Genomic DNA, 13,467 nt, shown 5'->3' with positions numbered 1-13,467 from the left:
CCCAATAGCTGTTCTGGTAATCATTTTGTTAAATGCTTTTTATCTCTAAAATTTTTCGTTTTCTTTGTAGGTAATGAAGAACTGTTTAGCTGCCATCATCCTGATTCTAAGTTTCTGCTCTACCCAATTACATGCACAGGAAATTGATACTATTCCAATCAATACTAAAGACCTGAACATTAAATTGAAACGCAGTCCACTGCCAAGCAGACAGGGCCCGTTAAACTTTGAACCTGTAAAAATTAAGCCCCTGGTGGTAAACGCCAAAATTAATTACTGGAAAACAAGAACCAATATCGGCATCAACATTAACCAGGCTCAGTTCAGTAACAACTGGAAGGGTGGGGGTACCAATTCGGTAGCCGTTGGCGGTTTGGTTAACTGGAAAGCGGAGTATAACAAAAACAGTTATAGTTATGTAAGCGAAGTGGTTTTGCAATATGGCAAAATCAAAAATAAAGATCAGCTGCAAAAGAAAACCAACGACCGTATTTTTTGGGATAATAAAGCGTCTTTTCAATTATCGAAAAGTTGGTTCTTCTTTGGATCGGTGAGTTTCGAATCCCAGTTCGACAAAGGTTTCAGGTATTATAGAGATGGAAAAGGCGATGAGCAACAAGTGCTGATTTCGAAATTTATGTCACCGGGTTACTTAACCGAATCAATCGGTTTGGAGTATAAACCAGTCAAGTATTTCTCTACCCGAATTGGCACAGGTACAGCCAGACAGACTTTCGTGCTCGATACTGCCGTTTACGAAAAAGATAAAAAAGAAGCTTATGGGGTAGACAAAGGTAAAAAATTCAAAAATGAACTTGCTTTCCAGATTGTAAGTGCAATTGATAAAGATATTTTTACCAATACCAACCTGAAAGCCAGGTATGCCATGTTTATTCCATATCAGGAATTTAAGCCAAGTAAAATCGACCATAGATTGGATATTGCGCTAACAGCAAAAATCAACCGCTTTATGAATACCAGCTTAACAGGAGTGTTGTTGTTTGATACAGATATGGACACGAATAAAATACAGGCTAATCAAACGCTGGCCCTGGGCTTTGGCTTTACCTTCCCAAGATAACATCAACTTAAGCTCCACCAATTTTACCCATTTCCCAATAGGGCATTGTTATAATCTGCCTAAAGCTTACGCCCCTTTGTTTTAGGTACCGTTTAAACTGCTGTACTGATTTTGCCCTGCCTGTTAAATAGAACGTAGCATTTTGCCACATTTCCCAACAGAGCGGGTGCATATTTTCCATCCAGCTGATGGCATTTTTCGCCGGGGCGTTCAGGTCAGACGGTACGGTATCAATCAATAACTTGAGGTGTTTCACTGAATTCAGGTTTTCTTCCTGAAGTTCCAGTACCCCAAAATATTCAACATCTTCATCAATTACCTTTTTACCTAACGACTCATACAAACCAAGGCTGGTCTCATCGCCAAAAAAGAAATGCTGATTAGATGATTCATTGTATTTTACCTTTGCCCGGTCTACAATTAATTTTAAACGGTCTCCTTTTTGGATATTTACGGCCAGATGGTGCCCTGGTCCTTGCTTGTTTAAATAAAAGATCACTTCACAGGTTTCTTTCGTTTTATCAAAGGCAGACAGTGTATAATGACGGTATTCGTTTGCGTTAACCCTAAACAGCACTTCCATTCCCGGAATAAATTCAGTTTCGAAAAAACCACCTTTAAAGGTAACACACTTTAAGTTGCTGCTTAACATTTTAGTTTCTACAACCTCTACCTGATATATTTTATTGCTGATCACTTTTTCCATTGTATCGGCCAGCCAGGATGGTAATTTTGTCATCGTATCTTTTTGTTTAGTAACTTTGAACAAAAGTAATGGTCTAATTAAGGCCCCTTTTTATATCAAAAGGATTAAAGTTTATATTAAAGGGATTTTATGGCCTTAAAGATTTACGATAGCGACAATAAGAATTATACTGTAGGAAGCATGTTTGACAATGCTGGACTTCAACCGGCGCTGGTAACTGAGCGGCGCGACAAATACAGTTTTCCATTTGGTGATGCAGAGATTGTGCAGATTGCTTTTTCGGCCATTTATATTGTTTATGGCGATATGCTGGTAAAGCAGAGCCGTTTGCGCATTAAAGCTTTCGACGAACCTGATATGGTGGAACTTCATTTTGCACTCGCTGGCGGGGGCATCATGGAAAATTACCTCACCAACAAACGCCTGAATATCAAAGAAAACCAACATAATATTATCTATAGCCCCGACTTTGACGGAATGGCAGAATTCAAGACCAACGAACCGCATAAATTTTTTGAAGTAAATTTTGAAAGAAACCGCTTTATCGATTTAACCAGTGAGAGCAGCAACCTTTTAAAGAATTTCGCCGAAAACATTATGAACAACCGCCCGGTAGAAATTTCGTCAGAAAACCTCCCCATCAGCCTGGCTATGCACAGTTGTATAAAAGATATTATGAATTGTCAGTTCACAGGCGGATTAAAGTTATTGTTTCTTCAATCTAAATGCCTGGAATTGCTCGCGCTACAGGCTCAGGCTTTTGAAGAAGCAGCTAAGAAAACCGTAAATTCTGCTATTAAATCAGCTTATGATAAAGAAAGGATCTATTATGCCCGCGAATATTTGCTGGCCAATGCCAATCATCCACCGTCTTTAACTGAACTGGCCAAAACCGCAGGTATAAATGAATTTAAACTGAAACACGGCTTTAAAGAAGTGTTTAAAAATACTGTTTTTGGTTATTTGAGCGATTATAAATTAATGCGTGCTAAAGAGCTGCTGGCCGATAGCAGCAAAGACATCAAAAATATCTCCGACGAACTGGGTTACTCTTCAGTACAGCATTTCAGCAGCGCTTTTAGCAAGAAGTTTGGAATAAGTCCGGCAAAAGCGAGGTAAGTCTAATTAGGAAATCTTCAATCTGCTTCGCCTTTCCATAAAATCACGATAAATAGATTAAAGCGATTGACCGAAATCAGCTCCAATAAGAATAAACTGCTCATTTTCAAAAAAAGATTTTTGACTTTGAGGTGCAGCGATTTACAAGCAAAATTTGATACATTTGCCTTTTATTAAAAACAAGTAGCTTTTTGCCCTCTGGCATAAGGCTTTTAGCTTAAAAAAAGATGTTTGATAATTTACAGGACAAGCTAGATAGAGCATTTAAAGTATTAAAGGGGCAGGGCAGTATTACGGAAATCAACGTGGCAGAAACCATGAAAGAAATCCGCAAAGCATTGCTGGATGCCGATGTTAACTATAAAACAGCAAAAGCCTTTACTGATGAGGTGAGGCAGAAAGCTCTGGGGCAAAACGTACTTACCGCCGTTTCTCCGGGTCAATTGCTTACCAAAATAATGAACGATGAACTTGCGGCCTTAATGGGTGGTGAAGTTACAGAGTTGAATACAAAAGCAAACCCTACCATCATTCTAATTGCAGGTTTAAACGGTGCAGGTAAAACTACTTTTGCCGGTAAACTGGCCCTACACCTGAAAGGTAAGGGCAAAAAACCTTTATTGGTGGCAGGCGATATGTACCGCCCGGCGGCTGTAGATCAATTAGAGGTTTTAGGAACCTCGGTGGGTGTGTCTGTTTACGCAAACCGTGCATCAAATGATCCTGTTGGTATCGCTTTAGAAGGTATTGCACACGGTAAACAAAATGGAAATAACATCATCATTATCGATACCGCAGGTCGTTTAGCGATCGATGAATCGTTAATGAATGAGATATCTGAAGTTAAGGCTAAAACTCAACCTCACGAGATTTTATTCGTAGTGGATGCAATGACTGGTCAGGATGCGGTAAATACGGCCAAAGTATTCAACGACCATTTAGATTTTACAGGTGTTGTATTAACCAAACTGGATGGAGATACCCGTGGTGGTGCAGCCCTTTCCATTAAATCAGTAGTAAACAAACCTATTAAATTTATTGGTACTGGCGAGAAGATGGAAGCCCTGGATGTTTTCTATCCAGATCGTATGGCATCGCGTATTTTAGGCATGGGTGATGTGGTTTCGCTTGTTGAACGTGCTCAGATGCAATTTGACGAGAAAGAAGCTGCAGAACTGCAGAAGAAAATCCGTAAGAATAAATTTGATTTTAACGATTTCTACAACCAGATTCAGCAGATCAAGAAAATGGGTAACATGAAAGATCTGATGGGCATGATCCCGGGTGTAGGTAAAATGATGAAAAATGTAGATATCCAGGATGATGCATTCAAATCAATCGAAGCCATCATCAATTCAATGACACCATTTGAGAAAGAAAATCCGGATAGCATCCAGCAAAGTCGTCGTTTACGTATTGCAAAAGGTTCAGGAAGCAAGGTTGAAGAGGTAACCAAACTCATTAAGCAGTTTGAAGACATGCGTAAAATGATGAAGCAGTTTTCTAATCCTGCAGCCGCAGCAGCCATGATGAAAGGCATGCCTAAAATGCCATTTGGCAGATAGATTAAAAGGTTTGGGGTAAAGGGTTTAGTGCGTAAGGCTAGTAGTTTCGTCATGCTGAACTTCTTTCAGCATCTTTTAAAATAATATAGATCCCGATCAGTAATGGTCGGGATTTTTTGTTTTATAGGTTTTGGAGATGAATGTTGGTATTCTATAGGGCGTTTCAGCCCTGCTTTCCCTACTGCCGATAGAAAAAATCGGCATTCGTACAATCAGTTTTATTTAACAATGGCTGGTAAAAAACGATCCGCCAATAGATACAAAAGCTTGATCTTTTTTTAAATAATCTGTATATTAGAATCAATATTCATCCCGAATAATTTACATAAGACTTTATTTGAATTAAACTAAATGCTTGTAAAAACATACGGGAGTGCTGTTTATGGCGTAAATGCACTAACCATAACCATCGAAGTGAATATTAGCGCAGGCACCAAATACTATATGGTGGGCTTGCCTGATAATGCGGTAAAAGAGAGTTTGCAAAGGGTGGCCAGTGCCATCAATGTTTCAGGTTTCCGCATGCCTAAACAGAAAATAGTGGTAAACCTGGCGCCAGCTGATATAAAAAAAGAAGGCTCATCTTACGATCTGCCCATTGCTATCGGCATTCTGGCGGCATCAGGGCAAATCCCAGCCGAAGAACTGGAAGACTACTTTATAATGGGCGAACTGTCTTTGGATGGAAGTATCCAGCCCATAAGAGGTGCCCTTCCAATTGCCATCCAAGCGCAGCAAGATGGCTTTAAAGGTTTTATCTTACCAAAACAAAACGTTCGTGAAGCAGCTATTGTGAACGATTTAACGGCGTATGGCGTAGAAAACCTGGCCCAGGTGGTAGCTTTCTTTAACAAAAGCGAAGTGCTGGAACAGGTTAAAGTAAATACCAGAGAAGAATTCTTAAAAAACATCAACAATTACGAACACGATTTTGCAGATGTTAAAGGTCAGGAAAACATTAAAAGAGCGTTAGAAATCGCAGCTGCAGGTGGTCATAATGTTATTTTAATTGGTCCGCCAGGCGCAGGAAAAACTATGCTGGCCAAGCGCCTGCCCACTATATTGCCCCCGTTAAATTTAAATGAGGCTTTAGAAACCACAAAAATTCACTCTGTAGCCGGAAAACTCGCTGCAAGCGATGCTTTAATGACGAGCCGTCCGTATCGTTCTCCGCACCATACCATTAGTGATGTTGCGCTGGTAGGCGGCGGAATGAATCCACAGCCTGGAGAAATATCGCTGGCCCACAATGGTGTTCTGTTCTTAGATGAATTGCCAGAATTTAAACGAACCGTTTTAGAAGTTATGCGCCAGCCCTTGGAAGACCGTAAAGTGGCTATTTCAAGGGCAAGGTTTTCAGTAGAATATCCGGCCAGCTTTATGTTGGTAGCCTCTATGAATCCCTGAAGTCGTGTTGACTTGTTAGCGGAGAACCCGAAGAAAGATGGGAAATTGCCACAATTACGTTATCTTTTTCAACGGTGACATATTCCGTGATTGTCTCAACAATAGCCCGTTTTTGAGGGAAAAGCATTTTTGACCATTCATTATACAGTTCCTTTGCTTCTTTCAACACATAATCAGTTGATGTAAGTTGTATTTTCTCAAAGTCGATCTCTCCTTGAAGTTCAGGAATCGACTTGTCAAGTTGCTTAACCTGAGATACGAGCGGCTGATAGACCGCAGCGAAATGGTCGCTATCAAGATCTCCATTTATTCTTAGTGGAATCAGATCATCCATTTGTTTACGCAACTGGGTTCGCTTTTTAACACTTTCAACAAGTAGCACTTCCTTGTCTTTCAGCCGTCCCATAATTTCTTCTAGATAGACCTGTGGGTTTACGTCGTTGAGATAACCTTTAAGAACTTGTTGATACACATCATCCATATCTTTAACCGAGATATTATTTTTGCAGTTTTTGCAAGTGAATTTCTTAGCCTTGCTATAAACATACATCGATGTACCGCATTGGCACTTCACGAATCCGGCAAGCAGGTATTCCGATTTTCTTCCGGTTTTAACCCGCTTGATTGCCTGTTCATCAAGAATGGAGTTGCATTTATCCCATAATTGCTCGTCGATTAATGCTGGACAGGGCAGCACTATCCATTCCTCCTCCGGTTTAGATACCCACTTCCTGCCTTCGCCAATACTTTTTGTATGGTTTGCAACACGAGCTCCTTTGGCAGTTGTATCCCTTAGTAAGCGGTCTATAGTTGTGTCGGAGAATTGAGATCCGTTTCTAGTCCGGTGCCCCAACTCGTTTAATCTATTGGCTGTGGTTTTCTTTCGTTGGCATTCCAAAAATATCTCATAGATTAGTTTTCGAACTGGTGCTTCTTTCTCGTCAATGACCAAAGTTTTATCCTGCCATTTATAACCGAAGCTTGCCTGTCCGCCTAATGGTTTGCCCATGCGTGCCCTTACGGGCACAGATGCAGCTACCCGGCTTGAGATCTCTTCCCGTTCCCACTCTGCCATTGCTGCAACGATAGTAAAAAACAATCTACCTGCAGGAGAACTGGTATCTATTTGTTCTGCAAGTGAAACCAAGTCAGCGCCCTCTTTTCTGAAGATTTCAGCAAATTCTAGAAGTTCCTTTGTACTCCGCGCTAGACGTGCTAGTTTGGAGAACACCAGGCCTGAAATTCGACCACTTCTTAAATCTCTGAGCATGCGTTGTGCCTCGGGATGGTTCATAACTGTCTTTCCCGATACTGCTTCAAGCCTATATACCTCGGCAACCTGCCAGTCCCTGGATTGTATATAGTATTTTGCCCGTTGTTCGTGATGTTCTGGGCTATCGTCCTTAACCTGCATGTCTGTGGATACCCTTATCCAAATACCAACACGTTTTTTGTCTTCCATAGCACGGTGATTTATTTGTTGCTTAAAGATACGAAAAAATATGCTAATTTAAAATAAATTAGTAAACAATGCACTCATTTACAATACTTTGCAACAAATTACTTAAGACTATTTTTGAGATGTTTTTTTCATAATTGTTTCGATAATAGCTCGTTTAATTTTCGCTTCTTCGTCAGACACCGGGACGTAAATTACAGTAACCCTATATCTCTTTACTGATTCTTTAGTAAGTGTGACCTTTCTTCCGCTGGCCATTCCTTTATTTCCATGGTGCTTAGTTTGTTTTAGTTCCCCACCTTGAGGAGGATTTGATTGGTCTTTCATTAGGAAGCATTTTAATTAATCGATTCACAATAGATTGGTGAAAGAGGAGCCTGTATGAATAGCTGGCTCTAGATACACAATCCCAACTGTTCCTTTAGGCAAAAATAGGGGGCAAAGTGTCACATACCAGCTTTCGAACCTTCTATCCGTCAAATCATTACCACCAATTAGTTACTAAGTTTTAACCCCAAATCGAATCTGTAAACGGCATAAAATTTGCTGTATAAATATGCCGAAACTAATCTGGAAAATAATTGCAGGACAATGAAAACAGTCATCTTATTTCTTATTACCATCATAATCAGCACAGGCGCGCTACTCGCATCTCTGAACGCGAAAAATCCCATTGTTGGACCACTTGTTGCCCTTACAATGGTGGTACTCTTCGTGCTATACCTCACCGGGAAAAACAGAAGACGTATAAAACAACGTGAAAAGGAGCGTTTGTTTTACAACTATTTCAATGCGCTGCAAAACAAACGCTCCAGATTTTAACTAGAAATTGCGCCTTGCATGAACTTCGTTCAGATGCCTTTCTTCCCCGTAATCTAGCACCTGTAGAATTTTAATCTGTTCGGCTCTAAATGCTATATATTCGTTCTGATGATCTCCCAGGCTAGAAACAATACCATCATAACCCGCTTTCTTAAACATATCATTCGCTTCTTGCGAATTCAATGCATCATAAAGATCAGCAATCTCCCCCAGACCAATTTCCCTGTTCAATAGTGACAGAGCCGCTCTTGGCCGAAGTGTCCGGTCAAATGCAATCTCGCAGATAACAGGTGCCTGTTCAAGTGTTGAAAAAATACCTTGAATTCTTAAGTCTAACGGCTTGTTTATCGAAACTGTGGCACTATAAACCCGTGGGCCAAAAAGCAAGGCATTTCCCACCTTATCCGCAAAAAAGAAACCATGTATCGTATTTTCCCATCCGGTATTACTACGTCTAAACCTGTCATCAAAATCGCCGAAATCGTAATAGGAGCCGTGGTAGAGCAGCTCCGGAATTTCTAACTTCATATCATTTAATTTACCTGCTCCTGGAATAGCCAACAGACTTTTCGAGCGTGTCAAGTTTTTCTTTCAAAATGTGATTATGACATTCCCCTTGGTATTTAAACACCTTATCGCCGAAAGTATAATGTTCGTGTCCAGGGTCATAACCAATTAGCAATAAGTCGTCATCTTCGATCCAGGCATGCAGAAATTTTCCTTCTTGGTACCTACATGCGCCATAATAGCCGTTCCCATGCTCTATATAAGAAGATTCAAAGCTCAGATCAAAGTGCACTGCTATGGTGACAAGATCCTCTGGATTAGGGATCCAATCAGTCTGATAATCAACCTTTAGGGATCCAGGCAAATGAGCAACATCTATATCAGCGAAGAACCGCTTTGGCGCTTCAATGAAAAAAGGCGGCCATTGCCCCTCTTCGTTCCGGGGAATACAATCCTCCATCTTCTGGAAAAGATCTGCGGCCATCATGAGCTGGCCAGCTGGGCCACGGAATTCTACTTCATTAAAAACATGATTGGCCATAATCTATGCCTCCAGAATTTTTAATTGCTCCGCAATTGGATAATTTGCCACCAACATCTCTGTTTTTGTTTTTTGGTTTCCGGCCTTGGCATTTACAGATACTTTTTGCCTGAATGCCATTTTCTGCCATTGCTGGTTACGGGTATATTTTTCCAGTATTGATGAAGGGTATGAGGACAATAGAAATTTCCCTTTGATCTTAGTCAACAGGTACAGCAAGCTTTCATAATCCTGTAGACTGTATCCATCGTAATGACCGCAATCAGAATTATAATATGGCGGATCACAATAAAAAAAGGTGTTTTCAGAATCCCGGCTGCCGATGATATAAAGGGCATCAGCACATTCAATCTGGCAGTTCTGTAAACGGATAGCGAGTTCTTCAGTAAAGCCGGATTTATGATGATGAATCTTTTTAGTGGTTGTATTGCTGGAAATGTCGAATCCCCAAGTTCCATCCAGTTGAGCGCTGAAACTTTGCGAACTCAATACCCATACTGCCCACGCCCGTTTCAAATCTGAAAACATATCTGGATTCGTGTAAATAACGGATGCTCGGCGGTGCATGTCCCGGCTGTGCAGACTAATCCTGACTTCTTTCTCCAAGCTCACAAAGTCTTCCTTGGCTACCCGGTAAAAATTTACCAGCTCCCGGTTGGTATCGTTAATGACTTCAACAGCTGAGGGCCTCTTTGCAAAAAATACTGCTGCTCCTCCAATGAATGGCTCGCAGTACAGAGTATGTTTGGGGATTAGGGAAACAATAGTAGCGGCAAGCTTTTGCTTACCGCCGTAATAACTGATGGGTGTTTTTAAGCGAACCTTACGCATCATCTCAAAATATTAACGTCCAACTTTCTGACCGGAACCATCGGTAGGATATTGCTGCCAGGGTTGTTCCGGTCCGACTGACCTATCTGCAGCATCTATATCTTCCTGCTCGGAAGTCGGCGCTTGAGCCTGCGGCTCTAACTTGTCCATAAAAATCTGTTGGTCAGGGATTCGGTTTAAGTCTTTATCGAAGACTTCAAGTGCTCTTAGCTCCGGTCTAGCTGCAATGTAGACCGGAAAAAACTGGTCATACAAACGCATCTCTGCTTTAAATAGTTTGCCTTGGGCCAAATGTTCGATGGCAACTTCTTTAATTGGCCCAGAAAGGTTGGTAAGGGGGTACCTATCCAAAGTGGCACTAAGGTCATAACCATATTCGGGATAAAATTTGCGCATAGGATGCTGTTCATAGGCATCGAGCACATCCAGTGAAAGCTTCATCCAAATCTTCCTGGCATCCTGTTGCACATCAACCCCCTCCTTACGTGGAGGAAACACATTTTTTTCAATGGAAAACCCAGACAACATTCGATAAGCCTGCCATGCTGTAATCCGGTGGTCACGCTCCAGGTCAAACGTATGGGAACGGGGAGTAATTTCCATAGGCTTAAAAAGGAACACTCGATAATCGTTCAAAAACACCGAATCCGAACTTCTGCTTTTATTAAAGTTAAGCTGGTATTTGACGATATCCTTATTTGGCGTCCCAAGAATTTTTCCCTCATCGGACAGGTAAGAATTGCTAATACCCAGCGAAAAGGTATTGAAGTCTTTCTCCAAAGCTTGCTGTAGCACCGCGTTCAAGCGGCTACCGAACCCCAGGTTGTCCAGTAACTTTTTGAGGTACTCAAAATTTTTCTCATTCATAATTAATAATTAAAACATCCGGAGCTGGCTACCATGCCCAGGTGGTTCATAGCCCATTTCCTTTGCAAAATGTTCTGCCAGCGCCTGTACGAATTCATTGATATTTCGGTATGGTGTTTCTTTGAGATAATCAGTATAAAAAAAATGAGACCGGTAGCCGGTCTCACTAATAATTTCCGAATCAGATCGGAATTCGACATGACCAAACATCGGATCCTTTCCATTACCCTTTTTCTCTGGCCACCAAAAGCGATATTCAACGTTTACAGGGTGATCAAAGACATTAATTTCCAACTCCAGATTCTGTTTAAAATATTCAGGAATAATCATTTGATTTCAAAAGGTAAGCGCTATGCCTATCGCGAGCGAGTCCGTCCATATTCTGGAGCCTGCATACTAAGATTTGGCAGGTCCTTTTGAGCCTGCTGACGTTCCATAGCAGAAAGTGCCATTTTAAAGCCAGCGGTGTACTCATCTTTCTGAGGCTCTTTGTTGCTCAATAGGTTACGCAAACCTCGTAAAAGTAAATAGGAGATGCCACCATCCATTAAGACGGATACAACAAGTGCGATACGATCCGATAATATTCCATTGGGTTCCGAAGCACGGTGTTGGAAGGATGTCCCGTCAGAAAGCTCGACGAGTTCGCCAGACTGAAACGCTTTTTTTTGCTCTTCGGTGAGTAACTCCCCGTTAACTCTCTCAGGAGCCTGAACCTTGGTAGGAATATAGGAGATAAACTCTTTTGTCTCGGCATCATATTCAAAAATCAGGTGCTGAGCCCTACCATTCGGATCTTCCACTGTCTTTCCAATGCTGGCAACCTTTCCTTCGGTCAACAGCTTCTTGTCTTTTTCTGTTAACAAGGGATGGGATTGAATCTCATGATGAATAGGATGCGCCTGCAAACTGATCCAACCAGAATCAGACCTGTTGAGGGAAAGTTTAACATCCAATTGCTTTATCAAAAAGCCATCTGCTTGGACATTTTCTAGGGTAACGAGCCCTGTACGGCGTCCTGCAAGCATGGCACGAAGGTCATCTGGAGATAGTGTGGCTCTGCCCTCTTTCCAAAGCCCAATTCTGACCAGGTCATCTACTGGCAGTTCATTTTCCAAAAATAAAGGTTTCATAAATTAAAAATTAAGGTTAACGTTTTAGCCCATACGCCGCAGAGATCTCCGGTTCCTGATCAAATTGTTTTTCCATTGTAGCAGTAACATCAGGGATAGGTCTGCTGACCTGTGTGGCTTTAGCCTCAACTAAAGAAGCATACAAGCCGTCGGATTTAGATAGCGTAAACTGAGCTCCATTCCCCAAGTTTTCCATCCGAAAGCGGCTTTGTTTAAGGAGACTTGTCACCCGGTAGACGGTATTATCATAACCGATTTGGTCTCCCATCTGGAGATTTTTGGCGGGTCGTTTTTCCACTTCAGCGACTTTAAGCCCCTCCTGCTGATCTTGCTTCTGGACGCGCGTTCGCTCAAAGTCCATCAGATAGTTAAAGATTTTTTCAGCATCAGCGGCAGCTGCGTGAATTTCAAAAGGGGTATTCGTAAGAATTTTGACCCAATCCTTAACGTAAGCAATGTGTTGCCCCGGATCATGACCGATCTGAAGTTCTTGCCCAATTAATAAGGATGCAATTTCTGCTCTTAATTCTTCCCTGGCATATCCCTCAGACCCGAATTTATTCATCAGGCTTCGGTCTAATCTTGAGGGGTGTCCGCTCCAGTGTCCTGCCTCATGCAGTACCGTCGCATAAAATTTTCCGGGGCTGTCGAACTGAGCTTTTAACGGAACTGTGATCTGATCGGCGAGTAGGCTGTAGTATGCACGGTTACCCGCCTGATAGACAATATCGGCACCAGTACTTTTGATCAACTGTTCTGCACGCTCTAATGGATCCCAGCCAAGCTCGGCCGAACTGGTGATTTTCAGCTCTGGAATTCCCGCTACCTGCCTTGCATTAAAGACTTTTGCGCTGTTGATGATCGGCTTTTCCAACTTGATGAATTCCTTTTCTGGCTTTCCATCTGCATCTAAAATCGGCTTGCCGTGCTGATCACGCTTGGTTTGTTCATCATAAAAGCGTACATACTGGATGGTTGTACCGTGTTCCCCCTTTTTAACCTGCCAATCTTTGGAAGCGGCCTGGTTATAAGTCATCCACCTCGGGTCGTCATATCCTGCGAGCAACAAAGAGAAAGTGTTGATTCCCTTATATCGGTTTCCGGAAATCACGTTATAAGGAAGCTGAAAGGCTGGACTACCTGCTGCCGACCATGGCTTTTGCCAGGGTGCTGTTCCTGCCTTAAGCTGTTCAATCAGCTTTTCCGCCACCTGTAAGTGCAGGGCTTTAGGCGTTTCCGTTTTAGTACTCATCCTGATCCTCCTGTAAAATTTCGTCTTCAGGAAACTCGTCCGCATAATCGGCACCGTAAATGGCTGCCTCTTCTGGTGTTAGCTCCATCTGATCTCCTTCAGCAAGAAGCTGGAGCTTCCTTTCCAGCGAGCGGTTATAATACCAGTCACCAGGTTCATAAGGATTGTTCATGAAAT

15 protein-coding genes and 1 pseudogene are annotated in these 13,467 nt (G+C 41.9%); 5 read left to right on the top strand and 11 right to left on the bottom strand.

The features are described from left to right. Positions 1-73: 73 nt before the first annotated feature. Complete coding sequence (locus ACIQXP_RS09790; protein WP_090981267.1) at positions 74-1,081, top strand: DUF3078 domain-containing protein; 1,008 nt, start codon at positions 74-76, stop codon at positions 1,079-1,081. A gap of 7 nt (positions 1,082-1,088) precedes the next feature. On the opposite strand, the gene ACIQXP_RS09785 is transcribed toward ACIQXP_RS09790, so the two are convergent. Further along, positions 1,089-1,820, bottom strand: a complete 732-nt coding sequence (locus ACIQXP_RS09785; RefSeq protein ID WP_293745030.1) for a ferredoxin reductase domain-containing protein — start codon at positions 1,818-1,820, stop codon at positions 1,089-1,091. A 96-nt stretch (positions 1,821-1,916) separates the two neighbouring features. Between ACIQXP_RS09785 and ACIQXP_RS09780 the strand changes: the two genes are divergently transcribed. The 3 genes and pseudogenes from ACIQXP_RS09780 to ACIQXP_RS09770 all read left to right on the top strand — a co-directional run. Next, positions 1,917-2,906 (top strand): helix-turn-helix transcriptional regulator, encoded by a 990-nt coding sequence (locus tag ACIQXP_RS09780; protein ID WP_387505485.1) that lies wholly within the window; start codon positions 1,917-1,919, stop codon positions 2,904-2,906. 227 nt (positions 2,907-3,133) lie between these two features. Continuing rightward, positions 3,134-4,471 (top strand): signal recognition particle protein, encoded by a 1,338-nt coding sequence (ffh, locus tag ACIQXP_RS09775; protein ID WP_293745028.1) that lies wholly within the window; start codon positions 3,134-3,136, stop codon positions 4,469-4,471. A 351-nt stretch (positions 4,472-4,822) separates the two neighbouring features. Then, positions 4,823-5,875: pseudogene (locus ACIQXP_RS09770) on the top strand (YifB family Mg chelatase-like AAA ATPase); the annotation flags it as partial. On the opposite strand, the gene ACIQXP_RS09765 reads toward ACIQXP_RS09770, so the two are convergent. Then, positions 5,865-7,340 carry a recombinase family protein gene (locus ACIQXP_RS09765; protein ID WP_387505486.1) on the bottom strand — a complete coding sequence of 492 codons (1,476 nt, stop codon included), beginning with the start codon at positions 7,338-7,340 and terminating at the stop codon, positions 5,865-5,867. The pseudogene ACIQXP_RS09770 and the gene ACIQXP_RS09765 sit on opposite strands and share 11 nt — an antisense overlap. A gap of 108 nt (positions 7,341-7,448) precedes the next feature. Continuing rightward, positions 7,449-7,664, bottom strand: coding sequence for a hypothetical protein (locus tag ACIQXP_RS09760; RefSeq protein WP_387505487.1), 216 nt, complete (start codon positions 7,662-7,664; stop codon positions 7,449-7,451). Positions 7,665-7,928: 264 nt separating this feature from the next. Between ACIQXP_RS09760 and ACIQXP_RS09755 the strand changes: the two genes are divergently transcribed. Continuing rightward, entirely contained in the window at positions 7,929-8,159 is a 231-nt protein-coding gene (locus ACIQXP_RS09755) for a hypothetical protein (protein ID WP_387505488.1), read from the top strand. Here the strand turns inward: ACIQXP_RS09755 and ACIQXP_RS09750 are convergent, their stop codons facing one another. The 8 genes from ACIQXP_RS09750 to ACIQXP_RS09715 are packed head-to-tail and all read right to left on the bottom strand — an operon-like array spanning position 8,160 to position 13,462. Beyond that, entirely contained in the window at positions 8,160-8,687 is a 528-nt protein-coding gene (locus tag ACIQXP_RS09750) for an ADP-ribosyltransferase-containing protein (RefSeq protein WP_387505489.1), read from the bottom strand. It abuts the gene before it with no gap. A 10-nt stretch (positions 8,688-8,697) separates the two neighbouring features. Beyond that, complete coding sequence (locus ACIQXP_RS09745; protein ID WP_387505490.1) at positions 8,698-9,207, bottom strand: DUF1281 family ferredoxin-like fold protein; 510 nt, start codon at positions 9,205-9,207, stop codon at positions 8,698-8,700. A 3-nt stretch (positions 9,208-9,210) separates the two neighbouring features. Beyond that, positions 9,211-10,041 carry a DNA adenine methylase gene (locus ACIQXP_RS09740; RefSeq protein WP_387505491.1) on the bottom strand — a complete coding sequence of 277 codons (831 nt, stop codon included), beginning with the start codon at positions 10,039-10,041 and terminating at the stop codon, positions 9,211-9,213. A gap of 9 nt (positions 10,042-10,050) precedes the next feature. Continuing rightward, a complete protein-coding gene (locus ACIQXP_RS09735) occupies positions 10,051-10,905 on the bottom strand; it encodes a hypothetical protein (protein WP_387505492.1) in 855 nt (284 codons plus the stop codon). Positions 10,906-10,914: 9 nt separating this feature from the next. Then, the gene (locus tag ACIQXP_RS09730; protein WP_387505493.1) at positions 10,915-11,235 is read right to left on the bottom strand and encodes a hypothetical protein; all 321 of its coding nucleotides are present in this window, start codon (positions 11,233-11,235) and stop codon (positions 10,915-10,917) included. A gap of 26 nt (positions 11,236-11,261) precedes the next feature. Then, entirely contained in the window at positions 11,262-12,038 is a 777-nt protein-coding gene (locus ACIQXP_RS09725) for a DUF4099 domain-containing protein (protein WP_387505494.1), read from the bottom strand. A 16-nt stretch (positions 12,039-12,054) separates the two neighbouring features. After that, positions 12,055-13,290: an ArdC family protein gene (locus ACIQXP_RS09720; RefSeq protein WP_387505495.1), complete on the bottom strand. Its 1,236-nt coding sequence runs from the start codon at positions 13,288-13,290 to the stop codon at positions 12,055-12,057. Continuing rightward, on the bottom strand, positions 13,280-13,462 hold the full coding sequence (locus tag ACIQXP_RS09715; RefSeq protein ID WP_184470772.1) for a hypothetical protein: 183 nt from the start codon (positions 13,460-13,462) through the stop codon (positions 13,280-13,282). The genes ACIQXP_RS09720 and ACIQXP_RS09715 overlap by 11 nt, the downstream gene beginning before the upstream one ends. Between the last annotated feature and the right edge of the window lie 5 nt (positions 13,463-13,467).

This window comes from Pedobacter suwonensis (assembly GCF_044762335.1).
In the GTDB taxonomy this organism is placed as follows: domain Bacteria; phylum Bacteroidota; class Bacteroidia; order Sphingobacteriales; family Sphingobacteriaceae; genus Pedobacter.
Note: the sequence above shows the minus strand (reverse complement) of the source record. Positions and strands in the feature narration are given on the sequence as shown.